The sequence below is a fragment of the Streptomyces sp. NPDC111656 genome (genome assembly GCF_055656965.1).
Window position 1 is genome coordinate 980,572 of the sequence record NZ_JBVKCA010000002.1, and the last position, 26,721, is coordinate 1,007,292.

General features: G+C 70.2%; 27 protein-coding genes. 16 read left to right on the forward strand and 11 right to left on the reverse strand.

Going from position 1 to position 26,721, the window contains the following annotated elements:
* Positions 1-208: 208 nt before the first annotated feature.
* Together ACZ7M3_RS10060 and ACZ7M3_RS10065 are read right to left on the reverse strand one after the other, a co-directional pair.
* Positions 209-916 carry an FMN reductase gene (locus ACZ7M3_RS10060; protein ID WP_472062101.1) on the reverse strand — a complete coding sequence of 236 codons (708 nt, stop codon included), beginning with the start codon at positions 914-916 and terminating at the stop codon, positions 209-211.
* Entirely contained in the window at positions 913-1,998 is a 1,086-nt protein-coding gene (locus ACZ7M3_RS10065; RefSeq protein ID WP_351313435.1) for an LLM class flavin-dependent oxidoreductase, read from the reverse strand. Before ACZ7M3_RS10065 ends, ACZ7M3_RS10060 begins: the two co-directional genes overlap by 4 nt.
* A gap of 180 nt (positions 1,999-2,178) precedes the next feature.
* Here ACZ7M3_RS10065 and ACZ7M3_RS10070 point away from each other — a divergent pair, with 180 nt between their 5' ends.
* A complete protein-coding gene (locus ACZ7M3_RS10070; protein ID WP_472062103.1) occupies positions 2,179-2,997 on the forward strand; it encodes a DUF6597 domain-containing transcriptional factor in 819 nt (272 codons plus the stop codon).
* A 249-nt stretch (positions 2,998-3,246) separates the two neighbouring features.
* Here ACZ7M3_RS10070 and ACZ7M3_RS10075 read toward each other — a convergent pair whose 3' ends face one another.
* On the reverse strand, positions 3,247-4,143 hold the full coding sequence (locus ACZ7M3_RS10075) for a LysR family transcriptional regulator (protein ID WP_472062105.1): 897 nt from the start codon (positions 4,141-4,143) through the stop codon (positions 3,247-3,249).
* A 62-nt stretch (positions 4,144-4,205) separates the two neighbouring features.
* On the opposite strand from ACZ7M3_RS10075, the gene ACZ7M3_RS10080 reads away from it, so the two are divergent.
* On the forward strand, positions 4,206-5,162 hold the full coding sequence (locus tag ACZ7M3_RS10080) for an alpha/beta hydrolase fold domain-containing protein (RefSeq protein ID WP_472062107.1): 957 nt from the start codon (positions 4,206-4,208) through the stop codon (positions 5,160-5,162).
* 58 nt (positions 5,163-5,220) lie between these two features.
* Here ACZ7M3_RS10080 and ACZ7M3_RS10085 read toward each other — a convergent pair whose 3' ends face one another.
* Positions 5,221-6,105, reverse strand: coding sequence for an NADP-dependent oxidoreductase (locus ACZ7M3_RS10085; protein WP_472062109.1), 885 nt, complete (start codon positions 6,103-6,105; stop codon positions 5,221-5,223).
* A gap of 144 nt (positions 6,106-6,249) precedes the next feature.
* Between ACZ7M3_RS10085 and ACZ7M3_RS10090 the strand changes: the two genes are divergently transcribed.
* Positions 6,250-6,714 carry a winged helix-turn-helix transcriptional regulator gene (locus ACZ7M3_RS10090; RefSeq protein WP_472062111.1) on the forward strand — a complete coding sequence of 155 codons (465 nt, stop codon included), beginning with the start codon at positions 6,250-6,252 and terminating at the stop codon, positions 6,712-6,714.
* Here the strand turns inward: ACZ7M3_RS10090 and ACZ7M3_RS10095 are convergent.
* Both ACZ7M3_RS10095 and ACZ7M3_RS10100 read right to left on the reverse strand, forming a co-directional pair.
* The gene (locus ACZ7M3_RS10095) at positions 6,639-7,184 is read right to left on the reverse strand and encodes a MarR family winged helix-turn-helix transcriptional regulator (RefSeq protein WP_472062113.1); all 546 of its coding nucleotides are present in this window, start codon (positions 7,182-7,184) and stop codon (positions 6,639-6,641) included. The genes ACZ7M3_RS10090 and ACZ7M3_RS10095 overlap by 76 nt on opposite strands.
* 86 nt (positions 7,185-7,270) lie before the next feature.
* Positions 7,271-7,747, reverse strand: a complete 477-nt coding sequence (locus ACZ7M3_RS10100) for a hypothetical protein (RefSeq protein ID WP_472062214.1) — start codon at positions 7,745-7,747, stop codon at positions 7,271-7,273.
* A 190-nt stretch (positions 7,748-7,937) separates the two neighbouring features.
* Here ACZ7M3_RS10100 and ACZ7M3_RS10105 point away from each other — a divergent pair, with 190 nt between their 5' ends.
* The 6 genes from ACZ7M3_RS10105 to ACZ7M3_RS10130 all read left to right on the forward strand — a co-directional run bounded on the left by ACZ7M3_RS10105 (position 7,938) and on the right by ACZ7M3_RS10130 (position 11,616).
* On the forward strand, positions 7,938-8,276 hold the full coding sequence (locus ACZ7M3_RS10105; RefSeq protein ID WP_351313423.1) for a YnfA family protein: 339 nt from the start codon (positions 7,938-7,940) through the stop codon (positions 8,274-8,276).
* A 92-nt stretch (positions 8,277-8,368) separates the two neighbouring features.
* Positions 8,369-9,145: an SDR family NAD(P)-dependent oxidoreductase gene (locus tag ACZ7M3_RS10110; protein WP_472062115.1), complete on the forward strand. Its 777-nt coding sequence runs from the start codon at positions 8,369-8,371 to the stop codon at positions 9,143-9,145.
* A complete protein-coding gene (locus ACZ7M3_RS10115) occupies positions 9,145-9,351 on the forward strand; it encodes a hypothetical protein (RefSeq protein WP_472062117.1) in 207 nt (68 codons plus the stop codon). The genes ACZ7M3_RS10110 and ACZ7M3_RS10115 overlap by 1 nt, the downstream gene beginning before the upstream one ends.
* A 37-nt stretch (positions 9,352-9,388) precedes the next feature.
* Complete coding sequence (locus ACZ7M3_RS10120) at positions 9,389-9,772, forward strand: tyrosine-protein phosphatase (protein WP_472062119.1); 384 nt, start codon at positions 9,389-9,391, stop codon at positions 9,770-9,772.
* Entirely contained in the window at positions 9,751-10,638 is an 888-nt protein-coding gene (locus tag ACZ7M3_RS10125; protein WP_472062216.1) for a GNAT family N-acetyltransferase, read from the forward strand. Before ACZ7M3_RS10120 ends, ACZ7M3_RS10125 begins: the two co-directional genes overlap by 22 nt.
* Before the next feature lie 144 nt (positions 10,639-10,782).
* Positions 10,783-11,616: a hypothetical protein gene (locus tag ACZ7M3_RS10130; RefSeq protein WP_472062121.1), complete on the forward strand. Its 834-nt coding sequence runs from the start codon at positions 10,783-10,785 to the stop codon at positions 11,614-11,616.
* Between the two features lie 45 nt (positions 11,617-11,661).
* Here ACZ7M3_RS10130 and ACZ7M3_RS10135 read toward each other — a convergent pair whose 3' ends face one another.
* Positions 11,662-12,855 (reverse strand): RtcB family protein, encoded by a 1,194-nt coding sequence (locus ACZ7M3_RS10135; protein ID WP_472062217.1) that lies wholly within the window; start codon positions 12,853-12,855, stop codon positions 11,662-11,664.
* A gap of 213 nt (positions 12,856-13,068) precedes the next feature.
* On the opposite strand from ACZ7M3_RS10135, the gene ACZ7M3_RS10140 reads away from it, so the two are divergent.
* The 3 genes from ACZ7M3_RS10140 (at position 13,069) to ACZ7M3_RS10150 (ending at position 16,493) form a co-directional block, all read left to right on the forward strand.
* On the forward strand, positions 13,069-13,917 hold the full coding sequence (locus tag ACZ7M3_RS10140) for a DUF3558 domain-containing protein (RefSeq protein ID WP_472062123.1): 849 nt from the start codon (positions 13,069-13,071) through the stop codon (positions 13,915-13,917).
* A gap of 147 nt (positions 13,918-14,064) precedes the next feature.
* The gene (locus ACZ7M3_RS10145) at positions 14,065-14,961 is read left to right on the forward strand and encodes a DUF3558 domain-containing protein (RefSeq protein ID WP_472062125.1); all 897 of its coding nucleotides are present in this window, start codon (positions 14,065-14,067) and stop codon (positions 14,959-14,961) included.
* Positions 14,962-15,164: 203 nt separating this feature from the next.
* The gene (locus ACZ7M3_RS10150; protein ID WP_472062219.1) at positions 15,165-16,493 is read left to right on the forward strand and encodes a DUF2637 domain-containing protein; all 1,329 of its coding nucleotides are present in this window, start codon (positions 15,165-15,167) and stop codon (positions 16,491-16,493) included.
* A 73-nt stretch (positions 16,494-16,566) separates the two neighbouring features.
* On the opposite strand, the gene lysS is transcribed toward ACZ7M3_RS10150, so the two are convergent.
* Positions 16,567-18,309: a lysine--tRNA ligase gene (gene lysS / locus ACZ7M3_RS10155; RefSeq protein WP_472062127.1), complete on the reverse strand. Its 1,743-nt coding sequence runs from the start codon at positions 18,307-18,309 to the stop codon at positions 16,567-16,569.
* 146 nt (positions 18,310-18,455) lie between these two features.
* Here lysS and argS point away from each other — a divergent pair, with 146 nt between their 5' ends.
* The 3 genes from argS to ACZ7M3_RS10170 all read left to right on the forward strand — a co-directional run bounded on the left by argS (position 18,456) and on the right by ACZ7M3_RS10170 (position 22,333).
* Complete coding sequence (gene argS / locus ACZ7M3_RS10160) at positions 18,456-20,228, forward strand: arginine--tRNA ligase (protein WP_472062221.1); 1,773 nt, start codon at positions 18,456-18,458, stop codon at positions 20,226-20,228.
* 460 nt (positions 20,229-20,688) lie between these two features.
* Positions 20,689-21,240 (forward strand): lamin tail domain-containing protein, encoded by a 552-nt coding sequence (locus tag ACZ7M3_RS10165; RefSeq protein WP_472062129.1) that lies wholly within the window; start codon positions 20,689-20,691, stop codon positions 21,238-21,240.
* Positions 21,241-21,418: 178 nt separating this feature from the next.
* A complete protein-coding gene (locus tag ACZ7M3_RS10170) occupies positions 21,419-22,333 on the forward strand; it encodes a DUF4253 domain-containing protein (RefSeq protein ID WP_472062131.1) in 915 nt (304 codons plus the stop codon).
* Positions 22,334-22,475: 142 nt separating this feature from the next.
* Here ACZ7M3_RS10170 and ACZ7M3_RS10175 read toward each other — a convergent pair whose 3' ends face one another.
* Entirely contained in the window at positions 22,476-23,378 is a 903-nt protein-coding gene (locus ACZ7M3_RS10175) for an SAM-dependent methyltransferase (RefSeq protein WP_472062133.1), read from the reverse strand.
* A gap of 81 nt (positions 23,379-23,459) precedes the next feature.
* A complete protein-coding gene (locus tag ACZ7M3_RS10180) occupies positions 23,460-24,710 on the reverse strand; it encodes a helix-turn-helix domain-containing protein (protein WP_472062135.1) in 1,251 nt (416 codons plus the stop codon).
* A 211-nt stretch (positions 24,711-24,921) separates the two neighbouring features.
* On the opposite strand from ACZ7M3_RS10180, the gene ACZ7M3_RS10185 reads away from it, so the two are divergent.
* On the forward strand, positions 24,922-25,632 hold the full coding sequence (locus ACZ7M3_RS10185) for a DUF4232 domain-containing protein (RefSeq protein ID WP_472062137.1): 711 nt from the start codon (positions 24,922-24,924) through the stop codon (positions 25,630-25,632).
* A gap of 4 nt (positions 25,633-25,636) precedes the next feature.
* On the opposite strand, the gene hemB is transcribed toward ACZ7M3_RS10185, so the two are convergent.
* Positions 25,637-26,650 (reverse strand): porphobilinogen synthase, encoded by a 1,014-nt coding sequence (hemB, locus tag ACZ7M3_RS10190; RefSeq protein WP_472062139.1) that lies wholly within the window; start codon positions 26,648-26,650, stop codon positions 25,637-25,639.
* Between the last annotated feature and the right edge of the window lie 71 nt (positions 26,651-26,721).

The window sequence follows — 26,721 nt, forward strand, 5'->3', positions numbered from 1 at the left end:
GTGGGCGGTGGTGGGGGTGGGCTTCTTACTGGCCTCTCACCGTTCCTCCCGTGCGCCCCTTACCTCGCCCGGTCAGTCTGTCCCGTATGTCAGGACGGGCGGACCCGCGAATCCCCCAGTAGGGGTCCGGCCGGTGCGGAGGGGGTGGGCCGGAAGCGCAGGACGGTGGCGGCCCACCCCCTCTTTTGGCCTTCGCGGCCTGCTCCCCTTACGGCCGCAGCGCGGCGAGCTGCTGCTCGAAGGGGATGACGGTGAACCTGTCGGCCGAGGCGAGGGCCCCGTCGAGCGCGCGCGGCGCGATGGCGGCGGCGGTGTCGGTGTCCACAGCCACCGACGCGTCCGCCCTTTCCGCCGCATCCGCCGTGTCCGCCGCATCGGCCCTTCGCACAGCCCCGGCCCCGGAGCCCAGGCCTTCCATGAGCCTGCCCAGTTCGCCCGCCGCGCGGTCGATCCGCTCGGCCAGGCCTTCCGCACCCCAGTCCTCCGAGGCCGCGTAGACCGCGGTCGGTACGACCACGGCGCGCAGGTAGGCGAAGAGGGGGCGCAGGGCGTGTTCGAGGACGAGGGAGTGGCGGGCGGAGCCGCCGGTCGCGGCGATCAGGACCGGCTTGCCGGTGAGCGCGTCCTGGTCCAGTACGTCGAAGAAGGACTTGAACAGGCCGCTGTAGGAGGCGGAGAACACCGGGGTGACCACGATCAGACCGTCCGCCTCCGTCACCGCCTCCAGGGCCGCGGACAGGGCCCGCCCGGGAAAGCCGCTGGTGAAGTTGTGGGCGATCTCCACGGCCAGGTCGCGCAGTTCGACGACCTGGACGTCGACGGACGTGTACCGGCCGGTGGCGGCGGCCAGCCGGTCGGCCAGCAGCCGGGTCGACGAGGGGACGCTCAGCCCCGCCGAGACGACGACGAGCTTCATGCGACGCTCACTTCCTGAGCCTTGAGCAGGGACTGGTGGGTCGGCGCGTCCGGCACATCCGCCGGGCGCCCCTTGGCGAACTCCTCGCGCAGCACCGGGACGACCTCCTCGCCGAGCAGGTCGAGCTGCTCGAGGACCGTCTTCAGCGGCAGCCCGGCGTGGTCCACCAGGAACAGCTGGCGCTGGTAGTCACCGGCGTAGTCGCGGAAGGCCAGGGTCTTCTCGATGACCTCCTGCGGGGAGCCGACGGTCAGCGGGGTCTGGTCCGTGAACTCCTCCAGGGAGGGACCGTGCCCGTAGACCGGCGCGTTGTCGAAGTACGGGCGGAACTCGCGCACGGCGTCCTGGGAGTTCTTCCGCATGAACACCTGCCCGCCGAGACCGACGATCGCCTGCTCGGGCGTGCCGTGCCCGTAGTGCGCGTACCGCTCCCGGTAGAGCTCGACCATCTGCTTGGTGTGGTCGGCCGGCCAGAAGATGTTGTTGTGGAAGAAGCCGTCACCGTAGTACGCGGCCTGCTCGGCTATCTCCGGCGACCGGATCGAGCCGTGCCACACGAACGGGGGCACCCCGTCCAGCGGACGCGGCGTCGAGGTGAACGACTGCAGCGGCGTGCGGAACTTGCCCTCCCACGTCACCACGTCCTCGCGCCACAGCCGGCGCAGCAGCGCGTAGTTCTCCACGGCCAGGTTGATGCCCTGGCGGATGTCCTGCCCGAACCAGGGATACACCGGCCCGGTGTTCCCGCGCCCCATCATCAGGTCCACCCGCCCGTCGGCCAGGTGCTGCAGCATCGCGAAGTCCTCCGCGATCTTCACCGGGTCGTTGGTGGTGATCAGCGTGGTCGACGTCGACAGGATCAGCCGCTCGGTCCGCGCCGCGACATAGCCGAGCATCGTGGTCGGAGACGACGGCACGAACGGCGGGTTGTGGTGCTCACCCGTCGCGAAGACGTCCAGGCCCACCTCTTCAGCCTTCTGCGCGATGGCGACCATGGCCTTGATCCGCTCGGCCTCGGTCGGCGTACGGCCGGTCGTCGGGTCCGCCGTGACATCGCCGACGCTGAAGATTCCGAACTGCATGGTCGCTCACCCTCCAGGTTGTTTACGATTCAACTATACCCCCAAACGATCCACCCCCCGTCGCTATTCCGCGCACCCCACCCCCCGACTCCTCGCCCCTGCCCCTGCCCCTGCCCCTGCCTCTGCCTCTGCCTCTGCCTCTACCCCTCGGCTGTCAGTGCCCCGCCCTACGATCCCTTCATGGCCGCCCCACGCCGTGACACCCGAGGCATCGTCGACGCCGCGGAGCTCTTCGCGCGCGTCCGCTTCCGCCGCCGCGAACCCGCCGAGCCGCTCCGCCCCTACCTCGAGCACTACTGGCTGATCGACTGGGACCTGCCCGGGCCGTACGCCTCCCACGTGGTCCCGCACCCGTCCGTGAACGTCGTCTTCCAGAGGTACGCGGGTCAGCACCCCGGCGACTTCGGCGAGGTGGCCGGCATCGGCCTCGGCCTGTTCACACAGAAACTGGAGGGCCGGGGACGGGTGTGCGGGATCCAGTTCCGCCCGGGGGGCTTCCGCCCCTTCGCGCCGGGACGGGCCCTGACGTCACTCACGGGCGAGCGCACCGCGCTCCACACGGTGTTTCCCACGGTGGACGCCGCCACGGTCCCCTCCGTCCTCGACCCCGCCGACGAGGACGCACGCGTGGCCGCGCTCGACGCGTTCCTCCTGGGCCTCGGTCCGCGCCCGGATCCCCAGGCCGACCTCGCCATGGCCCTGGTGGACCGCATCCGGGGCGACCGCGCCATCCGGCACGTCGGCGACTTCGCCCGCGCCCAGGGGATGACCGTACGGGCCCTGCAACGGCTCTTCGCCGCGTACGTCGGCGTCGGCCCGAAGTGGATCATCCTGCGCTACCGGATCCACGAGGCCCTGTCCCGCGCGGAGGCCTCCGGCCCGGTCGACTGGGCCGCCCTCGCCGCCGACCTCGGCTACGCCGACCAGGCCCACCTCGTCCGCGACTTCACAGCGACGGTAGGAGTACCCCCCACCACCTACGCAACCACCACCCACTGACCCGACTCCGATCGCGGGGCGGGCGGGGGCTCGGCTGCGGGCGGGCGGGGGACGCGGGGCGAAGCCCCCGCCTCAGGGGCGCGAGGAACTGCGCGACCAGCCCCCACCGGGCCGCAGCCAAAGGACTTCGGGCGGGCCGGGGACGCGGGGCGTAGCCCCCGCTCTGGGGGCGCGGGGAACTGCGCGATCAGCCCCCACCGGCCGGCAGCCGACAAACCCACCCGGGGCCTGGGGCGGAGCCCTCGGGCATCACCGCGTGGCGCTGGTGATCGTGTCGCGGAGCCAGCGTTGCGCGGCGTCGTCGTCCAGGCGGGGATGCCAGGACATCGCACAGCTCATCGGGCCGATCTCGCTCGGTGCCGGGATGACGGTGGTGGTCCCCGGCGACGCGTGCCGGATCGCGAAGCTCCTCGGCAGCGTCGCCACCAGCGAGGTTCCCGGCACCGCGGCGGCCGCCGCCGCGTGGTAGGGCACGGTCACGCTCGCTCGCCTCGGACTGCCCAGCAGTTCGAGACACCGGTCGACGTGCCCCTGCCGTCCATCGGCGACGTCCACCACGATGTGCGCGCACTCCAGATAGTCCCGCAGCGACACGGCAGGGCGTTGTGCGAGCGGGTGGTGGCTGGAGACCAGGCAGGCGTAGTCCTCCTCGAACAGCACCCGCGAGCGCAGCGGCGGCGGAGCCGAACCACCGTGGACGAGCAGGTCCACCATGCCGTGCTCGGCGTCGCTGAAGACGGCATGGTGCCAGCGCGAGAAGAACACGGTCGAGCCCGGCGACTGCTCGAACACTCGGGCGAGCAGCGCCCCGCTGAGTACGGAGACCGTGTAGTCGGTTCCGGCCAGACGGAACGAACGTGCCGCTGTCGCAGGGTCGAACGCCTCGCCGGAGAAGACGTGTTCGAGCCTTGGCAGTGCGTGCTCCAGTTCGGCCCGGATCCGCTCGGCACGAGGCGTGAGCCGGTATCCGCCGGGCCCGCGCACGAGCAGCTCGTCGCCGAGGGTGGCCCGCAGGCGCTGGAGAGCCCGGCTCATCGAGGGCTGGCTCATGTGCAGCCGGCCCGCCGCGCGGGAGACGTGCCGCTCCTCGAGCAGCGCGTGCAGCGGCGCCAGCAGGTTCAGGTCCACCGAATCTATACGTGGCACGCATGCACCGTATGCAACATATGGCATTGCCGCATAGTCCCTGGATGCACAACGCTGAGGGCATGAGTAAAGAGCAGCGCGAAGCGCTCGACACCCTCTTCCGCAACTGCCCGCTCGACATCGGCGGCGACCGCGTGCAACAGCGCGAGATCTTCACCCGGATGCTCACCTCCCGACCGCTGCCCGACGACGTGGTGCTCACCCCCAGCAGACTGGGCGCGATCCCGGTGCTGGAGATCGACATCGACGGCGTCACCCCGGACGGCACACTGCTGTGGTTCCACGGCGGCTTCTACGTGCTCGGTTCGGCGCGCACCTCGGCAGGTCTGGCCTCGAACGTCGCCCGCCGGACCCGGACAAAGGTGATCCTGGTCGACTACCGGCTCGCGCCCGAGCACCCGTTCCCGGCCGCACCGGACGACGCCCTGGCCGCCTACCGCGCCCTGCTCGGCGAGACCGGAAGCGGCGACCCGGCGCCGATCGCCGTGGTCGGCGAGTCGGCCGGCGCCGGCCTCGCCGGGGCCCTGCTGCTGCGTGCGCGCGAGCAGAACCTGCCGATGCCGGCCGCCGGCGTGCTCTTCTCGCCGTACGCGGACCTGACGCTGAGCGGCGCGAGCATGACGACCAAGATCGCAGTAGACCCGTCGTTCACCCCCGATGCCGTCGCGGTCCGGGCCAAGGACTACACAGGTGCCGCGGACCCCGCGGATCCGCTGATCAGCCCGGTGTTCGCGAACCTGCGTGGCCTGCCACCGCTGCTGATCCAGGCCGGGTCGAACGAACTGCTGCTCGACGACGCGGTCAGGCTCGCGGCGCGCGCGGCCGCGGACGACGTCCCGGTCACGCTCGAGGTCACCCCGGGCGTCCCGCACCTGTTCCAGGCTTTCGCCCCGATGCTCGACGAAGGCGAGGCCGCGCTCGGTCGGGTGACCGCGTTCCTGCACGCGGCCTTCACCCTCCCGCCCCGGACACGCACGACAGCTCGGCCTCACCCCGACAACGTCGAGCCGAACGGGTGAGGGGCAGAAGCACCCAGGACTTCGAGAGCACCCCATGGCCCCTTCGGGCACCCGCGGCTCAGGGGATCAGGACCAGCCGCCCCCGCACCCCGCCCTCGGCCAGCCGCGCGTGCGCCTTCCCCGCCTCCTCCAGCCCGTACGTGCCGGCGACCCGGGTCGTGAGCACCCCCTCGTCGACGAGCGCCACCAGCTCCGCGAGGCGCGCCCCGTCGGCGCGCACCTCCACCGAGTCCGTCCGCACCCCCCGCACGGACGCCGGATGCGTCCCCGGGATGACACCCACGAACACCCCGCCGTCCCGCACCCACTCCAACGCCGCCGCGCCCAGAATCGCCGCGTCCAGCACCCCGTCCACGCCCTCCACGCCGCCCGGCGCGAAGTGGGCCGCCCCCAGCGACCGTACGAGCTCCTCGTCGCCCTCGCGGGCCACCCCCGTCACCACGAGGCCCCGGTGGGCGGCGAGTTGGACCGCGTACCCGCCGACCGCACCCGCCGCACCCGTCACCGCCAGGCTCTGCCCGGGCTCCAGGGCCAGCAGGTCCAGGGCCTGGTCCGCGGTGAGGGCGTTGAGGGGCAGGGTGGCCGCGTGGACGGGGTCCACCGAGCTCGGCGCCCCGGCCACCGCGTCCGCGTCCACGACCACGTGATCGGCGTGCGCGCCAAGGGACTTGACCGCCCCGTACGACAGCGCCACCACCTCGTCGCCGACCCTCCACCCCGCGTCCGCGCCCACCGCGTCCACCGTCCCGGCCACGTCCCAGCCCAGTCCGAGCCGCCGTCCCGCGCCCCCGAAGCCACCCGCGCGCACCCCGGCGTCGACCGGATTGAGCGCGGCGGCCGCCACCTTGATCCGTATCTGCCGGGCACCCGGCTCCGGCACCTCGACCTCCGCGATCTCCACCGCTTCCGGCCCACCGAACTCCGTCACGACCACTGCCCGCATGTCGGCTCTCCCTGTTTCCCGCGCCCAGCGCGTCGATTCACCTGATTCACCCGGGTTTCTCTCCCGTTGCAACAACCCTAGGAAGAGTTACTCTCCTTCGGTAAGTAGGCACCTGAAGGTGCGTACATCACCCGGAGGTGCGTCATGGCGACCACGACCGCGGCACAGCGGCGCGCGCAGGCACGGATCGAGTACGACGCGTTCATCCGCAGCTGCCCCACCAACCAGCTCCTCGACCGCATCAGCGACAAGTGGGTCAGCCTGGTCGTCAGCGCGCTCGCCCAGGCGGACGAGGCGTCGATGCGCTACAGCGACCTGGGCCGCAAGCTCGCGGGGATCAGCCCCAAGATGCTGACGCAGACGCTGCGTTCACTGGAGCGCGACGGCATCCTGGTCCGCACGGTGACGCCGTCCGTGCCCGTCCGCGTCGACTACGAACTGACCCCCCTGGGCACCAGCCTCGCCGGACTGCTCTCCGCCGTGAAGGACTGGGCGGAACGGCACATCGAGGAGGTCAACGAGGCGCGGGAGCGCTACGACGACGGCCAGGTCTCGTCCGAAGGCTCCGCAGACTCCATAGGCTCCGGACGGTCCTCGTCGGCCTCCTGAAGGTCCCCGTCCCGCAGGCGGGCGATCTGCTCCGCGCTCAGGTCCACCGTGCGGCGCATGTGCCCGATGATCAGGGCCAGTTCGTCGTCCGCCAGCTCGTCGAAGAGCGCGTACCAGCCGCCGCCCAGCCGGTCCCACACCCGCCCGAACTCGGCGACCTTCTCCGGCACGGTCGCCACCAGCACCCGTCGCCGGTCGATGGCGTCCCTCTGCCGTACGACATAGCCCGCCTTCTCCAGCCGGTCCACCAGCCGCGTCGCCGACCCGGTCGTCAGACCGGTCAGCTCCGCGATCCGGCCGGTCGTCACCGGCCCGCCCTCCAGACTGAGCAGGTTCACGCACTGCATGTCCGTGGGGTGCAGCTTCAGACGGTCGGCGAGGGCCTGGTTGAAGAGCGCGTACGAGGCCATGTAGCGGCGCGAGACGGTGGACAGCTCGTCGAGCAGCCGCGCACGCGCATTCCCTGGCATGGCACGCCCCTTCGCTGCCGCTTCACCCACCACGGACAAAGATCGTACGTGCAACCAGCACAACCACCCGGCGAACCGGACAGCTCCTAGAACACGTACGAGTCCCCGGTGTCCAGCACCAGCACCCGCTGCCGGTCGTTGCCGTGATTGCGGTCGACCGCACCGCCGCCCCACACCGTGTCGATCTCCAGCATCACCTCCGACGGCTCCCCCAGCAGCCGTACCGTCAGCCGCATCCGGTCCCCCGGCCCGTCCGCCGCCAGCGGCCCCGTACGGCACACCACCTCCCGTTCGCCCGAACGCGCGCAGTCACCGGGCAGCCGCTGCACATCCGCGAGCGGGGCCGACCAGCGCAGCCGGACCGTCGCGTCCTCGACGGTGCTCGGGCCGTGGTTCTGCGGGGTCAGCCACAAATCGACGAGCCCGGCCGCCATGGTCACCGAGCCGTGATAGGCGAGATCGGCCTCGGGGGCGAGGGCACCGACGGACGACGCCCCGCCCATCGCCAGGGCCGCCCCCACACCCACCACACCCATGCCCCGCACCCACGCGCCGTTCCCCATCCCCGACCGCGTCCCCGACCGCTCCCGCAATCGCATCCGCATCTCCATCATCCGCATGACGTCGCTTCCTTCGCTCGGGGCCCGCACGCACGCTCACGTGATCACCCGATGTATGCCACCCCAGACCGTCGACAGGCGCCGTCCATCAGGTGACGGAAGCGGCGGAAGCGGCCCGTGCGAGAGTGACGGCATGGTGATCGTCCGCTCCGCCGCCCTCTTCGTCATCGCCGCGCTCTTCGAGATCGGCGGCGCCTGGCTGGTCTGGCAAGGCGTGCGCGAGCACCGCGGCTGGCTCTGGATCGGCGCGGGCGTCATGGCGCTCGGCGTCTACGGCTTCGTGGCGACACTCCAGCCGGACGCCGAGTTCGGCCGCATCCTCGCCGCGTACGGCGGAGTGTTCGTGGCCGGCTCCCTCGTCTGGGGCATGGTCGCGGACGGCTACCGCCCCGACCGCTGGGACGTGACCGGCGCCCTCATCTGCCTCGCCGGAATGGCCGTGATCATGTACGCGCCGCGCGGCGGCAACTGAGCCCACGACCCCGCGAACGCCGACCGCCTGCCTATCCTGACGAGGACCGACCACACCACGTACGCCTGTCAGCCACGTCCTAGGAGCAACCCATGACGTCCGCCGTGCCCTCCGCCTCCTCCCGTATCGCCGTCGTCACCGGCGCGAGCAGCGGCATCGGCGCGGCGACGGCCCGGCAGCTGGCCGCGGCCGGTTACCGCGTCGTGCTGACCGCCCGCCGCAAGGACCGCATCGAGGCGCTGGCCGAAGAGATCAACGCGACGGGCCACCAGGCGACCGCGTACGCGCTGGACGTCACGGACCGCGCGGCGGTCGACGAGTTCGCCGGCGCCTTCAAGACGATCGGTGTCCTGGTCAACAACGCGGGCGGCGCGCTGGGCGCCGACCCGGTCGCGACCGGCGACCCGGCCGAGTGGCGCCAGATGTACGAGACGAACGTCATCGGCACGCTGAACATCACCCAGGCCCTGCTCCCGGCGCTCACCGCGAGCGGCGACGGCACGGTCGTCGTGCTGTCGTCGACGGCGGGGCACGGCACGTACGAGGGCGGCGCGGGCTATGTCGCCGCCAAGCACGCCGAACACGTCCTCGCCGAGACCCTCCGCCTGGAGATCGTCGGAACGCCGGTCCGGGTCATCGAGGTCGCGCCCGGCATGGTCAAGACGGACGAGTTCGCGCTGACCCGCTTCGGCGGCGACACGGACAAGGCGGCCAAGGTCTACGCGGGCGTGGCCGAGCCACTGACCGCCGACGACGTCGCCGACACCATCACCTGGGCCGTCACCCGCCCCAGCCACGTCAACATCGACCTCCTCGTCGTCCGCCCCCGCGCCCAGGCGTCGAACACCAAGATCCACCGGGAACTGTAATGCCGGAGGGGATACCGGACGGGATACCGATCGAGGCACCGATCGAGGCGCCGGACGAGACGTCGGACGCGCCCTCCGCGGAGCGCCGCCACCTCGCCGCGGAGAAGAAGAACCAGCGCTACGTCTGGTGGTACCTCGCGTACTTCCTCTTCGGCATCCACATCGTGGCCTTCGTCATGATCTACGCGATATCCCACGCGAAGTGATCGCGGCAGCCGTACGTCCGCCGTACGCTGCCGCGATGTGAACAGACACCTGCCCTTCGCCCGTCTGCACAACTTTCGCGACCTGGGCGGATACACCACCGCGGACGGCCGTACGGTCCGCCGGTCCCGCCTGTACCGGGCGGACTCGCTCGGCAAACTGACCCCCGGGACGCAGGACTGGGATCTCTTCCTCTCCCTCGGCATCCGCACGGTCGTGGACCTCCGCTACCCCTGGGAGATCGACGCGAAGGGCCGCGTCCCGGAGCACCCCTCCCTCACGTACCGCAACCAGAGCATCGAGCACCGCCCGTACGACCAGGCGGCACTGCCACCGTCCGTCGCCCCGGCCCCTACCTGGCGGCCCGTTACGCGGAGGTCGCCGAGGACGGCACCAAGGAAATCCGCGAGACACTGCAACTGATCGGGGCAACGGCCGAATCGGACACCCCCCTGGTCTTCCACTGCGCCTCGGGCAAGGACCGCACGGGCCTGGTGGCGGCGCTGGTCCTGTCTCTCCTGGGCGTCCCCGAGCAGACGATCACCGACGACTTCACTCTCACGGAACATGCCACGCCCCTCCTGGTGGCGGACTGGCGCACCGACAACCCCGACCGCGAACTCCAGTGGCCGGCCTACGGCACGGCCCCCGCCGAGGTCATGACCCGGTTCCTGTCGACGATGAACTCCCGCTACGGCTCGATCCAGTCCTACGTCACGGAGACCCTGGGCCTGGACGCCGCCTTCACCGCGGCCCTCCGCTCGACCCTCCTCGAACCGGCCTCTCCCCTCACCTACCGCCAGGCGACCGCGGCCGACATCCCCACCCTGGTCCGCCTCCGAGACCTAGCGGCCCACTGGCAGATCACCCACGGCATCGACCAGTGGAAGCCCGGCCAACTCACCGAACCCCACTTCCGCACCCGCCTGGCGGAGGGCGAAGTCTGGCTGGCCCTCCTGGACGACCGGGTGGCGGGCGCCTGGGAACTCTGGTGGGACGACCCGGCCGCCTGGGGTCCCCAACCCCCCACCGCCGCCTACATACACCGCCTGATGACCGACCGCCGCGTGGCCCCGCCCGGAGCGGGCCGCCACATGCTGGCGGAGGCGGAACGCCGCATCGCCGCCGCGGGCCGCCCGCTGTCCCGCCTGGACTGCCTCTCCACCAACCCCCGCCTGCGCGAGTACTACCAAGCAGCCGGCTACACGGTCGTAGGCGAACAGACCGCCAAGGACGGCGGCCTGGGCACCCCCTACGCGGTGACCCTCCTGGAGAAGCACCTCCGCTAACTCACAAGGGTGAACCACATAGATCACCCATACGACACCAGAACTCCCGACCTAGGCTCGCGCCACAACATCAAACACGACGGCCCCCGGCCGGGACTGCCATCCCGCCCGAGGGCCTGACCAAGAAGGAAGGCGGACTTCCCTGTGGCTGAACGCGAGCCTAGCGCCCACCAGTTCATGGACCTCACGGTCCCCGAGTACGCGTACATGTTCGGCTTCCTGCAGGCCGATGGGCATCTGGCGAAGGGAGCGGGCCAGAAAGGCCGTCTGACCGTCGAGATCAACGCCCGAGACATCGAACTCCTGCGTGAGTTCCAGGGGCTAACGCCGTACAACACCAGCATCACCGAACGCACTCGATCCACGAACTTCGCCGCGACCCACCACTCGGCGACCTGGACCCTTTGCTCACTCGAAGCCAGGACCCTGCTCAACGACCTCGGCCTGCCCTACGGCCGCAAGTCCAGGACGATCGCCCCGCCGCGCGGGAAGTTCTCGCAGCGCGACTACCTGCGCGGGGTCTTCGATGCGGACGGTTCTGTCGGATACACCAAGCAGGGCTGGCCCTTCATTGCCCTGACCACGGCGAGCACCGCAATCGGCGCCTACCTGTGCTTCTACGCAGGAAAGATCACAGGAGCCGAGCGCACCTTGAAGCGCAACGCCCGAGACAGTATCTACAACATCCTCTACACGAAGGAGAACGCCCAGGAGTTGGCAGCTGACCTCTACTACAAAGACTGCCTGTCCCTGCAACGTAAGAAGACTGCCGCCGAATCACTGGGCGCGTGGGTCCGGCCGACGAACATGCGAGTCGCACCTGACCGCCGCCGCTGGATGGCGTGGGAGGACCGCGTGCTGCTGCAACTGAACGACGATGCCGCGGCAGCCAAGGAACTCGGCCGAACCCAAAAGAGCTGCAGCGTCCGCCGCTGCCGCCTGCGGACCGGTAAGGTCCCCCTGCCGACCGACAAATGACCAGCTGAGCGAGGCCCCCGGTTCCCGACCCGGGAGCCTCGCGCGTCAGCCCTTCACACAGATGAACTGCTTCAGCTTGGCCACGACCTCGACGAGATCGCGCTGCTGCTCCATCACCTGCTCGATGTTCTTGTACGCCCCCGGAATCTCGTCCACGATGCTCGAGTCCTTACGGCACTCCACACCCCGCGTCTGCTCTTCCAGATCCTTTGTCGTGAAGCGACGCTTGGCCGCGTTGCGGCTCATGCGTCGACCCGCGCCGTGCGATGCCGAGTTGAAGGCCTTCTCGTTGCCGAGTCCCTTCACGATGTACGAGCTGGTGCCCATCGAGCCCGGAATGATCCCGTACTCGCCGGAGCCCGCGCGGATCGCACCCTTGCGGGTGACCAGCAGATCCACGCCCTCGTATCGCTCCTCCGCAACATAGTTGTGGTGACAGGAGATCTCCTGTTCGAAGACCGGCTTCGCCTTCTTGAACTCCTTGCGGACCACGTCCTTCAGGAGCGCCATCATCAGGGTGCGGTTGTACTTCGCGTACTCCTGCGCCCAGTAGAGATCGTTTCGATAGGCGGCCATCTGCGGAGTGTCCGAGACGAAGACCGCAAGATCGCGATCAACCAGACCTTGGTTGTGCGGGAGTTTCTGAGCAACACCGATGTGATACTCAGCCAATTCCTTGCCGATGTTCCGGGAGCCGGAGTGAAGCATGAGCCACACAGATCCGTCCGAATCGGTACACAGTTCGATCATATGATTTCCCGATCCGAGCGTGGCCATCTGCTTGATCGCACGCTCCTCACGGAACTTGACCGCCTCCGCAACCCCGTCGAACCGCCCCCAGAAGTCGTCCCACCCACTCGTCGCCAGCCCATGGAAGCCGCCCGGGCTCACGGGGGAGTCGTGCATCCCCCGTCCCACCGGAATCGCCTCCTCGATCTTCGACCGAAGCCGCGAAAGATCCCCCGGCAGGTCATTGGCGGTGAGCGACGTCTTGACGGCAGACATCCCGCAGCCGATGTCGACCCCCACCGCCGCCGGACACACCGCGTCACGCATGGCGATGACCGAGCCGACCGTCGCGCCCTTGCCGTAGTGGACGTCCGGCATGACGGCGAGCCCCTTGATCCACGGGAGCGTGGCCACGTTCTGGAGCTGGCGCAGGGCCACGTCCTCGACCGACGCCGGGTCCGTCCACATGCGGATGGGCACCTTGGCGCCCGGTATCTCTACGTACGACATAACATCCTCATTCCCCCGATAAACGACAAAAGTCATAGAACGCAAAACCCGCGCCAAGGTCGACGTATAGGACAACGGACCGGCGTCCACGGCTGTGCGTGCGATACACATTGTCTGCAGGGGCCGCCCCCGTGCGGCAACCGAATAACCACAGGACAGCACCACAGAGCATCCCGGCCACAGGCCCCGGGAGCCGTCGAGAGGAGCCCGACCGTGCAGCGGAAGGCGTACGTTCCCGGCATCGCCGCGCTCCTCGCGGCACTGCTGGCCGGCTGCACCGGAGGTTCGGGAAGCAACAGCAGGGCGGCCGACCCCAAGCCGGGCGACGTCAGCGTGAACACCCCGGCCGCCCAGCCGGGCAAGTACCGCACGCTCCCGGAGGCCTGCGCCGCGGTGAGCCACGACAGCCTCGGCTCCCTGCTGCCCGGCATCAAGCAGATCACCGACCAGGACCAGCGCGACACGGCGTACGAGGGCCAGGCCACCCTCACCTACGACACCGACCGCCGCGTCGGCTGCGGCTGGAAGGTGGAGTCCACGGACGCCACCGACCACCTCAGCGTCGACTTCGAGCGCGTGGTCTCGTACGACAACACGGTGAGCGACGACTCCCGCGCCGAGGACATCTACGCGACCGAGGAGACCGCGGCGAACCTCCCCGAGGCCTCCGCTTCGGCCACGCCGTCCGACACCGCTTCCGCCACCGGTTCCGCCACCGCCACCCCCTCGGCGCCCCCCTCCACGTCCGCCTCCTCGACGCCCTCCGCCGCCACGACGTCCTCCGCCTCGACCTCGGCCGGCCCGAGCCAGACCCCCGACGACCTCCAGCCCCGCAAGCTCAGCGGCCTGGGCGACGAGGCGTTCCTCGACGACAAACTCAACTCCGGCACCTCGACGGCCCAGCAGCGCACCGTGACTGTGGTGTTCCGCACGTCCAACGTGATCGTGAGGATCGAGTACGCCGAGCAGCCGACCGCTTCCACCGGCACCCCGGACAGCGAAGAAATGCAGGACAAGGCCCGGAATCTGGCACAGAAGCTCGTCGACCGGTTCAACGACTAGCGGGTCCGCCGGGGCGCGGGGGCACCCCACGCGAACCCCTCGAACGGGAAACGCATGGCTGCCTCACCGCGTACCGTGGCCCCTCGGACCCGACCGGCCGCACCAGCCATGTGCGGTCGCACCACGAGCGCCACGAGTGAAGGAACCATGCACCGACCAGCACAGCGAGTAGGCCGAGCCCCGCGACTCACCCGCATCCTTGTCAGCGCAGCCGTCGTCCCGGTGGCGCTCGCCGCCGCCGGTTGTTCCTCGGACTCCGGCTCCGGCTCGGGATCGGGTTCGAGTGCCGACGACGCCGCCCAGAAGGGCACGGCCGCGACCTCGTCCGCGTCCCCGAGCACCTCCACGGACGCCGTCAAGCCGGCCGCGTACGCGACGCTGCCGGCCCCCTGCTCGGCGTTCTCGAAGAAGACGCTGGGCGAACTCGTACCGAAGGGCCTGAAGTCCTCTAAGTCGGGCAAGTCGGACGACGTGAAGGACCGCAGCAGCTGCTCCTGGAACAGCCTCGACAACAAGGGCGTCAAGGGTTCCCAGTTCCGCTGGCTGAACGTCTCCCTGCTGCGTTTCGACTCGGACGCGACCCGCGGTGAGGGCAACCAGCTCGCGCAGACCTACTACGACAAGCAGGTCAAGGAGGCGCAGAGGGTGACCGGCGCCACGGGCACCCGGTCGGAGCCGGTCTCCGGGATCGGCGACGCGTCGACGGCGGTGCGCTACGGCCTGAAGAAGAAGGAAGGCTCCTTCAAGCAGCAGACGGTCGTGACGCGCGTCGAGAACGTCGTCATCACGCTCGACTACAACGGCGCCGGTCTGGCCGGCGACAAGGCCCCCAGCGCGGACGACCTGACGAAGGCCGCGGAGAAGGCCGCCAAGGAGGCGGTGGCCGCGGTGGCCTCCGCGAACCAGGACGGCAGCCGGGCGACCACCGCCCCGTCGCAGTCGGCCTCCCCCTCCAAGTCCGCGAGCCCGTCGAAGTCGGCTTCCCCGTCGGCGTCGGCCAGCTCCAAGCCCTCGGCCTCGGCGTCGGCCACCAAGAAGAACTGACATTCGAGAAGTACTGACATTCAACGGGCATCGGCGCGCAACTCGCCTGCCCAGCGGGGCATTTGACGGAGTCCGGTGACCTCACGGGCCGGGCTCCTGCCATACCGGCCGCCCGTGCGCCGTACACATGTGCCACCCTGTTGCGCGCAACAACACGCAAGGAGAGGGGAGTACAGGTGGCCGCGCCAATCCAGCTCACACGAATGCACCGGATTCTCATCGGTGTGGTCGTCGCCGGTGCGCTCGTCATCGCGGGTATCGGCTTCGCCGGTTCGTACGCGGCCGTGCGCGAGCTGGCCCTCAAGAAGGGCTTCGGGAACTTCGCGTACGTCTTCCCTATAGGCATCGACGCGGGCATCTGCGTCCTGCTCGCCTTGGACCTCCTGCTGACCTGGATCCGCATCCCCTTCCCGCTGCTGCGCCAGACGGCGTGGCTGCTGACGGTCGCGACGATCGCCTTCAACGGCGCGGCGGCCTGGCCGGACCCGCTGGGCGTCGGCATGCACGCCGTCATCCCGGTCCTGTTCGTGGTCTCCGTCGAGGCGGCCCGGCACGCGATCGGCCGGATCGCGGACATCACCGCCGACAAGCACATGGAGGGCGTCCGCCTCACCCGCTGGCTGCTCTCGCCCATCCCGACCTTCCTCCTCTGGCGCCGGATGAAGCTGTGGGAGCTGCGCTCCTACGAGCAGGTCATCAAGCTGGAGCAGGACCGCCTCGTCTACCAGGCCCGCCTCCACTCCCGCTTCGGGCGCGCCTGGCGCCGCAAGGCTCCGGTGGAGTCCATGATGCCGCTGCGCCTGGCCCGCTACGGCGTGCCGCTCGCGGAGACCGCCCCCTCCGGCCTGGCGGCGGCGGGCATCGAGCCGGCCCTCCTGCCCCCGGCGCCGCAGTTGGAGGTGGCGCGCGAGCCGGAACCGACGGCACCCGTCGTGCAGAGCAACGCGGCGTCCGTCCGGGATCAGCTTCCCGCCGGTGAGGCGAACGAGCCCCCCGAGCAGCCGGAGGACTACGCCGAGCCGCAGAGTCAGTGGCTTCAGGCGCGGAACCCCCAGTCCGTCGCGTATCAGGGCGGCTACGACCCGACGTACGACCCGGATATCGCGTACCGGCAGTGGTACGAGGAGCAGCAGCAGGCCGAGCAGTTCGAGGAGCAGCAGCAGTTCCGGGCTCGGCAGGAGTTCGAGGAACAGCAGCGGTTCGAGCAGCAGACGTTCCCGCAGCAGCGGTACGAGGAGCAGCCTGCCCCCGCACCGGAGCCCTCTCCGGAGGACACCGGCACCTTCCCGATCCCGTCCGGCCCGGGCCGTACCCGTGAGCTGGGTGCGGGCGGCGGCTCGGAACCGACCGAGGAGGACTACTACCTGGTCTTCAAGAAGTCGATAGACGGCAGCTATCCGACCTCGGGGCAGTTCAGGGGCAACGTGGAGGCGACGTACGGCACCACGCTCCCGCAGCGCGAGGCCGACCGCATGGTCAACCGCTTCACCAACCGCCACACGGCGGAACTCCAGGACGACCACATCGCGTAGGCACGTCAGCGTGCAAAAGGAAGGGGGCGCCCGGTGTTCACCGGGCGCCCCCTTCCTCGTACAGCCGAAGGCCCTACGCGCCGAGCAGCTTGCGCACCCGGTCCTGTCCGACCGCGAGCAGCAGGGTGGGCAGGCGCGGTCCGGTGTCACGCCCGACCAGCAGGTGGTACAGCAGCGCGAAGAACGTGCGCTGGGCGACCTTGATCTCCGGCGGGAGCTCCTTGGCGGTGGCGTCGGCGGGGAAGCCGGCCTGGACCTTGGGGACGCCGTAGACGAGGTGGGTGAGGCCGTCCAGGGACCAGTTCTGCTCGAGTCCGTCGAGGAGCAGTCGCAGCGACTCGCGGCCCTGGTCGTCGAGCGACTTGAGCAGGTCGACGTCGGGCTCGTCGCGCACGACGGTGCGCTCCTCGGCCGGCACCTGGGTGTTGATCCAGGTCTCGGCCTTGTCGAGCCGGGGCCGGGCCTCGTCCAGGGAGGCGAGAGGGTTCTCGGGGTCGAGCTCGCTCAGGATCCGCAGGGTCTGGTCCTCGGCGCCGGCGGTGATGTCGGCGACGGAGGCGAGGGTGCGGTACGGCATCGGGCGGGGGGTCCTGGGCAGGTCTCCGGCGGCGGTGCCGACCGCGCGCGTGTACGCGGCGGCGTCGGCCGGGAGGACCGAGCCGTCGGCGACCTTGCCCGCGAGCTTGTCCCACTCGTCGTACAGGCGCTGGATCTCCTGGTCGAAGGCGATCTTGAACGACTGGTTGGGTCGGCGGCGGGCGTACAGCCAGCGCAGCAGCTGCGGCTCCATGATCTGGAGGGCGTCGGCCGGGGTGGGCACCCCGCCCTTGCTGCTGGACATCTTGGCCATGCCGGAGATGCCGACGAACGCGTACATGGGCCCGATCGGCTGCTTGCCGCCGAAGATGCCGACGATCTGGCCGCCCACCTGGAAGGAGGACCCCGGCGAGGAGTGGTCGACTCCGCTCGGCTCGAAGATGACGCCCTCGTAGGCCCAGCGCATGGGCCAGTCGACCTTCCAGACCAGCTTGCCGCGGTTGAACTCACTCAGCCGGACGGTCTCGGAGAAGCCGCAGGCGGAGCAGGTGTAGGCAAGCTCGGTGGTCTCGTCGTCGTAGGAGGTGACGGTGGTGAGGTCCTTCTCGCACCGGCCGCAGTAGGGCTTGTACGGGTAGTACCCGGCGGCGGAGCTGCCGTCGTCCTCGGCGGCGGCGCCGGAGCCTTCGGCGGCTTCGAGCTCGGCCTCGTCGACCGGCTTCTGGCCCTGCTGCTTCTTCGCGGGGCCCTTCTTGGTCCGGTACTGGTCGAGGATCGCGTCGATGTCACCGCGGTGCTTCATCGCGAACAGCACCTGCTCGCGGTAGACACCGGAGGTGTACTGCTCGGTCTGGCTGATCCCGTCGTACTCGACGCCGAGCTCGGCCAGCGCCTCGACCATGGCGGCCTTGAAGTGCTCGGCCCAGTTCGGGTGCTCCGAGCCCTTGGGGGCGGGGACGGAGGTCAGCGGCTTGCCGATGTGCTCGGCCCAGGAGTCGTCGATGCCGGGGATGCCGACCGGGACCTTGCGGTAGCGGTCGTAGTCGTCCCAGGAGAGCAGGTGGCGCACGGTGTGCCCGCGGCGGCGGATCTCGTCGGCGACCAGGTGCGGGGTCATGACCTCGCGAAGGTTGCCGAGGTGGATCGGGCCGGAGGGGGAGAGCCCGGACGCGACAACGACCGGTTTGCCCGGGGCCCGACGCTCCGATTCCTCGATGACCTCATCCGCGAAACGGGAGACCCAGTCGGTGGTCTCGGTGCTCTGAGCCACGATCGGCACGTCCTTCTTTCTCATACGCCAGTACGGCTGACCCCACCATTCTCCCAGCTCGGGCGTGAACCGCGAAAACGGCTTTTCACCGCATGGGATACTGGCTTTCCTGTACTCAGAAACTCCCGGAACCCGAGCAGAACGGCAGCCACTCCATGGCCTCGGTCACGTCCCTCACCGCCTCCGTCCACCAGCGCCTCGCGGACGCCCTCTCGGCAGCCCTGCCGGAGGCCGGTTCCGGGGACCCGCTGCTGCGACGAAGCGACCGGGCCGACTTCCAGGCCAACGGGATCCTGGCCCTCGCGAAGAAGGCGAAGGCGAACCCGAGAGAGCTGGCGACGCAGGTCGTGGCGCGGGTCGAGTCGGGTGACGTGATCAAGGACATCGAGGTCTCCGGGCCCGGCTTCCTGAACATCACGATCACCGACAAGGCCATCACCGAGAACCTGGCCGCGCGGTACGAGGACGGCGAGCGCCTCGGTGTGCCGCCGGCCGAGAACCCGGGCACCACGGTCATCGACTACGCGCAGCCGAACGTGGCGAAGGAGATGCACGTCGGTCACCTGCGTTCGGCGGTCATCGGCGACGCGGTGGTCCAGATCCTGGAGTTCACCGGCGAGAGCGTGGTCAGGCGCCATCACATCGGCGACTGGGGCACCCAGTTCGGCATGCTCATCCAGTACCTGATCGAGCACCCGCACGAGCTGGACCACAAGGGCGCGGCGGAGGTCTCCGGCGAGGAGGCCATGTCGAACCTGAACCGGCTCTACAAGGCGGCGCGGACGCTCTTCGACTCCGACGAGGAGTTCAAGACGCGGGCGCGGCGCCGGGTGGTCGACCTCCAGGCGGGCGAGCCCGAGACCCTCGCCATGTGGCAGAAGTTCGTGGACGAGTCGAAGATCTACTTCTACTCGGTCTTCGACAAGCTGGACATGGAGATCCGGGACCCGGACGTGGTCGGCGAGTCGGGCTACAACGACATGCTGGACGAGACCTGCCGCCTCCTGGAGGAGTCGGGGGTGGCGGTCCGCTCGGACGGCGCGCTCTGTGTGTTCTTCGACGATGTGAAGGGCCCGGACGGCAACCCGGTCCCACTGATCGTGAAGAAGTCGGACGGCGGCTACGGCTATGCGGCGACCGACCTCTCGGCGATCAGGGACCGTGTCTTCAACCTCAAGGCGAACACCCTCGTCTACGTGGTCGACGCCCGTCAGTCCCTGCACTTCAAGATGGTCTTCGAGACCGCGCGCAGGGCGGGCTGGCTGGGCGACGACGTGCAGGCGCAGCAGCTGGCCTTCGGCACGGTGCTGGGCAAGGACGGCAAGCCGTTCAAGACGCGTGAGGGCGAGACGGTCCGGCTGGTGGATCTCCTGGACGAGGCGATCGAGCGGGCCACCGCCGTGGTGCGGGAGAAGGCCGAGAAGGTGGGCCTGAGCGAGCAGGAGATCGAGGAGAACGGCCGGTACGTCGGTATCGGCGCCGTGAAGTACGCGGACCTCTCCACCTCCGCCGTCCGGGACTACAAGTTCGACCTGGACCAGATGGTCTCGCTGAACGGCGACACGTCCGTTTACCTCCAGTACGCGTACGCCCGTATCCGGTCGATCTTCGGCAAGGCCGGCGATCGTGCGCCGCTGGCCCACCCGGAGCTCGAACTGGCCCCGGCGGAGCGGGCGCTCGGTCTGCACCTGGACCGGTTCGGGGAGACGCTGGACGAGGCGGCCGTCGAGTACGCGCCGCACAAGCTGGCGGCGTATCTGTACCAGCTGGCGTCGCTCTACACGACGTTCTACGACCAGTGCCCGGTCATCAAGCCGGCGCCGGCGCAGGAGGTCGCGGAGAACCGCCTCTTCCTGTGCGATCTCACGGCCCGCACGCTCCACCAGGGCATGGCCCTGCTGGGCATCAGGACGCCCGAGCGTCTCTGATCTCCCGCAGGGCGCCGAGCCCGGCGCACCCGACCCCGTAGTACCTGATCCCGTAGGCCGCTGACGCGCCTGCGGGATCAGGCGTTTCCGCACTCGGACGCGCGTACGCACGATCGCCCGAGCGGGTACCCCTGTCCGCTCGGGACTGTTACTCACTTTCGGGTGACGGCGAAGGTCGCGGACGGGTGGCGCGGCATGGCGAAGAAGTGGCGCAGGCCAGTACTGATGCGGCCACACCCCCCGAAGAGCCGTCAACCCGACACATCTTCACAAACCGTGCACACTACATGCGACTATCACGACAATGTCGTTGATCGGCAACGCCCTCCGATTCCGGGACGTAGCGGAGCACTTCAGTCGGCAAGCTATGCGGTGTCCGGCCAGCAGGCCGGGTGCACGAACAGCGGGCCGACAGCACGATCCTGTCGCCATGGCCCGCCAGTACCCCAAGGGGGCACCCATGACCGCTTCGCAGACCTTCACGGCCCGTCGCCTGGCCGCCGCCGCTCTGTCCGCCGCCGCGTTGGTGGGGGCAGCCGCCCTGCCGGCGGCGGCCAACGGAGCCGAGCCGCGCGGCCCGCAGGTGGAGATCAGCAAGGTCCAGTACGACGCCCCGGGACACGGCTCCAGGTCCAACCGCTCGTTGAACGAGGAGTGGGTGCAGATCACCAACAGCGGGCGCGACAGCGTGAACCTGGACGACTGGACGCTGTCCAACCGTCAGGGCCGCGTCTACACGTTCCACCACCTGCGCCTGAACGGTCACTCCACCGTCCGCGTCCACACCGGCGTCGGCCGTGACACCTACCGCGACGTCTACCAGGACCGCCGCAACTTCGTCTGGGACGACCGCAAGGACACCGCCACGCTGCGCAACGACCACCGTCGCGTGGTCGACACCATCTCCTGGGACGCCAGGCACCACGGCGACGACGGTCGCGGCCACGGCGACGACCGCGGACACGGCAGCGACCGCGGCCACGGCGGCGGTCCGGGCCACGGCCACCGCTGACCCCTGGCGGGTCGGGACCGGCGTACGGACTGCGCCTTCCTCGACCCGCGCCTGACACTCTTCGCGCGGCGTGCCACGAACCACCTGTGGCACGCCGCGCACGTGTGTCCTGGCCGTCCAGGACCTCGAGGGCGGACCCCGAGGCGCGTTGTCAGTGGCGGGCCCTAAAGTCACCGGCATGGCGACACTTCCGAACCCACTGCCCTCGCTGGCGGCAGATCCGAGCGGGCGCGCGCTCGGCCTCGAACTCCCGCCCGGGAAACTGATCGACGCTGGGGGTACCTCCCACGCCCTTAAGGCAGTGGGGGAGGACGAGGGCCCCTGGCACGAGCCGTTGCTGTGGCACGCCGAGGCGCCGGCCGCCCCCGGAGACTGGGCCACGCTGGGTTCCGCCCCGCGCACGGCCGGCCTGCTCCCCCTCCTCATAGACGTCGGCGGCGTCCAGGGCGGCCCGGAGGAATGGGAGTTGATGCCCGAGGAGACGTCGTATCCGGGGGATCACGACGCCGACGAGGTATTGGCGGGGTACTGGGAGGAGTACGCGGAGGACGAGCTCGAAGCCGACGCGGACCACCCCGGCAAGGAAGCGGTCACCGAACTCTTCGGTGAGGCGAAGGAGTTCGCCGAGACGATCGCGCCGCACGGCGTGCAGTGGCCCGGCCTGGCACCGGCCACCGCGCCCGAGGCGGACGCGGACGACCGGGCCACCGAGGTCGCCGACTCCCTCGCGGGCGGCGGTTCCTGGCTGAAGGAGCCGCGTCTCGCCCTGGTCCCGGCGCGCCGCAGCGCGGACATCCCTGCGGCGATCGGCTGGTCCGGTCCGGTGAACTACGAGGGCGACGTGGCCCGCCTCTGCGCGGTCCTGCGCTCCTGGGAGGACCGCTTCGGCATACGGGTCGTGGCCCTCACCTTCGACCAGCTGGTCCTGTCGGTGGCGGCCCCGCCCACGACGGCGGCCGAGGCCGAGGCGGTGGCCGCCGAGCACTTCGCCTTCTGCCCGGACAACATCACGCAGGGCGAGAGCGAGGCGCTGCGCGCGTACGCGGCGGACGAGGTGCTCGGCAGGCGCGTGTGGTCCTTCTGGTGGGACTGACCGGCTCCCTGTCCACCGAAGCGAGTCTTTCAGGGGCGCGGGGAACCGCGCGCCCAGCCCCCACCGGCCCGCAGGCAGGGAACGCACCCGGGGGCTGGGGGCGGGGCCCCAGGTGGACGGGTAGGGGCGGCGGGGGCGGGAGTCAGGGCTTGATGCCCGTCACCCCGTACACGTTGATGTCCGCGTCCGTCACGTCATTGATGTCGCGATAGCGGATCTTCTCGATGTCGTCGAGGCCGGCGAAGTACGCGGGATCCGCCTTCTCGGGCAGCGGAGCCGCACCGTCGGGCCGCCAGCGGTGCACAGGCACGACACCCGGCTCCTCCACCTCGAGCCCGTTCTCCGTGAAGAACCGCTCCACCTCGGCCCTGGACCGCAGCACGAACGTGAACCCCCGCTCGGTGAACGTCCGCTGAACCGCCCGGATGTTCTCCGCGTTGAGATCCTCGGTGAGGTGGCTGAGCACGAGCCGACTGCCCGAAGGCAACGCCTCCACCAGCTCACGCACGATCGGATAGGCCTGCTCGTCCTCGATGAAGTGCAGGATCGCCACCAGCACGAGCGCGATCGGCTGCTCGAAGTCGAGGGTCTTCGCGGCCTCTTGGAGTATCCGCACGGGCTCCTCGAGGTCCGCGTCGATGTAGTCCGTCCGCCCCTCGGGCCCACTGGTGAGCAACGCACGCGCGTGAGCGAGCACAACGGGGTCGTTGTCGACGTACACGACCCGCGACTCCGGAGTGATCCGCTGCGCGATCTGGTGGACGTTCTCCTGCGTCGGCAACCCGGTACCGATGTCCAGGAACTGGCGGACACCCGCTTCCTGGGTCAGCGTGGTGACCGCCCTGCGCAGGAAGTCCCGGTTGTGCCGGACGTCGAGGTACCCGCGCGGATTGGCCACGACCGCCGCGGCGGCCGCGGACCGGTCGACCGGGTAGTTGTCCTTGCCCCCGAGGAAGACGTCGTAGACGCGCGCCGGGTGCGCCTTGGTGGTGTCGATCCTCCTTCTCAGCTCGGCGGGGTCCTGGCTGAGAGCATCACCGGGCATAAAGCCTCTCCCTGGAGAGTCGCGTCATTCAACGGGCAACAACCTAACTCCTAGGGGGACTTGATAGTGCCCGTCTCCTGGCTAACCTGTCGCGGCCGTCTCCCACTCGCTGCCGCCCAGCGGATAGTCGTACGCGGGCCGCCCCACATTCCCGCTCGTCCGGAACGGCTTTCCGTTGTCGTCGATACGCACCGTGCCGCTGCGCGCTCCGCTGGACCAGTCGAGCTCCAGGTACCAGCTCACGTCGTGCGCCCGCGCGTCCGCGAAGACGTAGAAGACCTCGGGATCGGACTCGCTGACCTTGTAGGGGAAGTCCCGCTGCCCGGCCTTGGGCGTGGTCACGGGCCGCCCCGCGTCGAGATCCACGGCGAAGGACTTCGTCTGCACGCCGCCGCCGCAGCCGACGCCCATCGCGTAGTCGTTCCAGGCGAGCGGCGCGTTCTTCCCCACCACCCGCACGTGCAGCCCGTCCAGGACCACGGTGGCCTTCCCGGTCCCCTGCACGGTCAGCGCGAGCATCTGCTCCTGACCGGCGACCCCGCCGAGCGCCGTGACCCACCCGCGCGCGTCCGGCTCGTTCGGCGGCGGGGGCACCTGCTCGGCCTTCCGGTTCACCAGGTAGTGCTGACTGCACGGGCCTTCCCACTTGTACGGGTTGGCGACCACGAGCGGCGCGGTGGCGCCGTCGGCGACGTGCTGGCCCGTACCGCCACCCGAAGCCGCCGTCGAGACGGACGACTCGGGCCCACCACCGTGCGAGGCGCTGACCGAGGCGGACGGCTCCCGGTGCTTGCCGTCGGCCGACGCCGTCCCCCGCGGACTCTCCCGGGGGCCGGACGACGCGGCGGCCCCCAGGACCTCCCGCCCTCCGCTCCCGTCGCCCTTGCCGTCCGGCACGAACCGCACCGCGAGCGCGGCGGACGCGAGCACCGCGACGACGGCGACCGAGGCGAGCAGGACCGTACGCCGTCGCCGCCCCCCGGTCGAAGCCTCACCCGAGGGCCCGCCGACGACCTCCGAAGCCACACCCGGCTCCCCCGAGGAGCCCTCCACCCCCACCGGCGTCACGGCCGCCGCGGGCGCCCCCTTCTGTGCCCGCAGCACATCCGCCCGCACCCACCGCCGATGCAGCTCCACCAGCTCCTCGGGAGTCGCCCCGCACACACGCGCGAGCCGCTCCACGGGTGCGTAGTCCGTCGGTACGGCGTCCCCGTTGACGTACCGATGCAGCGTGGACGTACTCACGTGCAGCCGCTTCGCGAGCACCCCGTAACTGAGTCCGGACCGCTCCTTCAGCTCCCGCAGCAGCCCCGCGAACTCGTCGCCGTCCACCGTTCCTCCACCCCCTCGCGTCCCGGTCCGCATTCCAGGGGGACGGTATTCCCCCTGGTCAGACCCCCTACGAACGTTCCGGCGTCCCGTATCCCCCGGCAACCGTGGCGCCCGGGACGGATCAACCGACAAGCTGTGGTCATCCAAGCACGCCGCTCCCCTCGACCGGTCGAGCGGCCACCGACCAGCCACACCCACAGGGGGATCACCCATGTCCGCACGCACCGCCCGCACCCGCCTCCTCGCCGCCACGACGGTCGCGCTCGCCGCGCTCGCCCTCACGGCGTGCGACAACGGAAAGGGCGTACGTGACGAGGGTCCGTCCGCCGCGTCCAACTCCTCGTCGCAGCCGACCGGGTCCACGGCCGACGGCGGTACGACGGCGAAGCCGGCGGGTGAGACCGGGGGCTCGACGGCCGCCCCCAAGAGCACCACCACGCCGGGCACCACCACGGCGGGCACCAGCGGCGGCTCCGGCTCCCCGGGCAAGAACGGCGGAGGCACCACGAGCACCCGGAACCCCGCCTGCAACGGCGCCAACACCAAGACCACCGCGACCGAGGTCTCCCGCCCCCTCAACCACCTGCTCCTCACCGTCACCAACACCGGTGCGAAGAACTGCGATCTGACCGGTTACCCGATCGCCCGCTTCGGCGAGGCCCAGTCGGTCCCGCCGGTCGCCGAGTCGACCCACCCCCAGGCGGTCGTCACCCTGGCCCCGGGCGAGTCCGGTTACGCGGGCGTCCTGCTCTCGGCCGCCGACGGCAGCGGCGGCAACGGCTACACGGCCAAGACCCTCGTCGTCGGCTTCGCCAAGGGCAGCAGCGCGACCCCGGCGCTCCCGGCGAAGGGCGTGTACGTGGACGACAAGCTCACGGTGACGTACTGGCAGCAGAGGCTGGACGACGCGCTGGCCTACTGAGCGCCTACTGAGCGGCTGCCGGGCCCTGTCGGAGCTTCTGCGCGACCTCGGTGGCCCAGTAGGTGAGGATGTTCTGGGCGCCGGCCCGCTTGATGCCGGTCAGCGTCTCCAGGATCGCCTGGTCACGGTCGATCCAGCCCTTCTCGGCCGCCGCCTCGATCATCGAGTACTCGCCGGAGATCTGGTAGGCGGCCACGGGCACGTCGACGGAGTCCGCGACCCGCGCCAGGATGTCCAGATACGGTCCCGCCGGCTTCACCATCACCATGTCGGCCCCCTCCTCCAGATCGAGGGCCAACTCCCGCAGGGACTCCCGCGCATTGGCGGGGTCCTGCTGGTACGTCTTGCGGTCGCCCTTCAGCGAGGAGGCCACGGCCTCCCGGAAGGGCCCGAAGAAGGCGGAGGAGTACTTCACGGTGTAGGCGAGGATGGCGACGTCCTCGCGCCCGATCTGGTCCAGAGCGTCCCGGATGACCCCGATCTGCCCGTCCATCATCCCGCTGGGCCCCACCACGTGGGCCCCGGCGTCGGCCTGGACCTGGGCCATCTCGGCGTACCGCTCCAGGGTCGCGTCGTTGTCGACGCGGCCTTCCGCGTCGAGCACTCCGCAGTGCCCGTGGTCGGTGGTCTCGTCGAGACACAGATCGGACATGACGAGCAGTTCGTCGCCGACCTCGGCGCGCACGTCGCGGAGGGCGACCTGGAGAATCCCGTCCGGATCGGTCCCGGGGGTTCCGACGGCGTCCTTCTTCGCCTCCTCCGGCACGCCGAAGAGCATGATCCCGGAGATCCCGGCCTCCACGGCCTCCAGCGCGGCCTTCTTCAGGCTGTCGCGCGTGTGCTGCACGACGCCGGGCATCGCCGCGATGGGAACCGGCTCGCTCACACCCTCCCGTACGAACGCGGGGAGGATGAAGTCGGCGGGGTGCAGCCGGGTCTCGGCGACCATGCGCCGCATGACCGGCGTCGTACGCAGCCGCCGCGGCCGCGTACCGGGGAAGGATCCGTACTTCGTCATGCCCTCTACGCTACGCCCGCCCCTCCACTCCCCTTGCCGACACCGTGCCGGTACCCGTTTCGCTCGGCTGA

Excerpts from the sequence above, each read along its gene's own strand:
- ACZ7M3_RS10110 (WP_472062115.1), top strand. The coding sequence starts at position 8,369 with ATGACGTCCGCCGTGCCCTCCGCCTCCTCCCGTATCGCCGTCGTCACC.
- ACZ7M3_RS10100 (WP_472062214.1), bottom strand. The coding sequence starts at position 7,747 with ATGGGGAACGGCGCGTGGGTGCGGGGCATGGGTGTGGTGGGTGTGGGG.
- ACZ7M3_RS10145 (WP_472062125.1), top strand. The coding sequence starts at position 14,065 with ATGCACCGACCAGCACAGCGAGTAGGCCGAGCCCCGCGACTCACCCGC.
- ACZ7M3_RS10115 (WP_472062117.1), top strand. The coding sequence starts at position 9,145 with ATGCCGGAGGGGATACCGGACGGGATACCGATCGAGGCACCGATCGAG.
- ACZ7M3_RS10095 (WP_472062113.1), bottom strand. The coding sequence starts at position 7,184 with ATGCCAGGGAATGCGCGTGCGCGGCTGCTCGACGAGCTGTCCACCGTC.
- ACZ7M3_RS10170 (WP_472062131.1), top strand. The coding sequence starts at position 21,419 with ATGGCGACACTTCCGAACCCACTGCCCTCGCTGGCGGCAGATCCGAGC.
- ACZ7M3_RS10080 (WP_472062107.1), top strand. The coding sequence starts at position 4,206 with ATGAGTAAAGAGCAGCGCGAAGCGCTCGACACCCTCTTCCGCAACTGC.
- ACZ7M3_RS10105 (WP_351313423.1), top strand. The coding sequence starts at position 7,938 with ATGGTGATCGTCCGCTCCGCCGCCCTCTTCGTCATCGCCGCGCTCTTC.
- argS (WP_472062221.1), top strand. The coding sequence starts at position 18,456 with ATGGCCTCGGTCACGTCCCTCACCGCCTCCGTCCACCAGCGCCTCGCG.
- ACZ7M3_RS10185 (WP_472062137.1), top strand. The coding sequence starts at position 24,922 with ATGTCCGCACGCACCGCCCGCACCCGCCTCCTCGCCGCCACGACGGTC.
- ACZ7M3_RS10165 (WP_472062129.1), top strand. The coding sequence starts at position 20,689 with ATGACCGCTTCGCAGACCTTCACGGCCCGTCGCCTGGCCGCCGCCGCT.
- ACZ7M3_RS10060 (WP_472062101.1), bottom strand. The coding sequence starts at position 916 with ATGAAGCTCGTCGTCGTCTCGGCGGGGCTGAGCGTCCCCTCGTCGACC.
- ACZ7M3_RS10085 (WP_472062109.1), bottom strand. The coding sequence starts at position 6,105 with ATGCGGGCAGTGGTCGTGACGGAGTTCGGTGGGCCGGAAGCGGTGGAG.
- ACZ7M3_RS10090 (WP_472062111.1), top strand. The coding sequence starts at position 6,250 with ATGGCGACCACGACCGCGGCACAGCGGCGCGCGCAGGCACGGATCGAG.
- ACZ7M3_RS10150 (WP_472062219.1), top strand. The coding sequence starts at position 15,165 with ATGCACCGGATTCTCATCGGTGTGGTCGTCGCCGGTGCGCTCGTCATC.
- ACZ7M3_RS10070 (WP_472062103.1), top strand. The coding sequence starts at position 2,179 with ATGGCCGCCCCACGCCGTGACACCCGAGGCATCGTCGACGCCGCGGAG.
- ACZ7M3_RS10175 (WP_472062133.1), bottom strand. The coding sequence starts at position 23,378 with ATGCCCGGTGATGCTCTCAGCCAGGACCCCGCCGAGCTGAGAAGGAGG.
- ACZ7M3_RS10065 (WP_351313435.1), bottom strand. The coding sequence starts at position 1,998 with ATGCAGTTCGGAATCTTCAGCGTCGGCGATGTCACGGCGGACCCGACG.
- hemB (WP_472062139.1), bottom strand. The coding sequence starts at position 26,650 with ATGACGAAGTACGGATCCTTCCCCGGTACGCGGCCGCGGCGGCTGCGT.
- ACZ7M3_RS10135 (WP_472062217.1), bottom strand. The coding sequence starts at position 12,855 with ATGTCGTACGTAGAGATACCGGGCGCCAAGGTGCCCATCCGCATGTGG.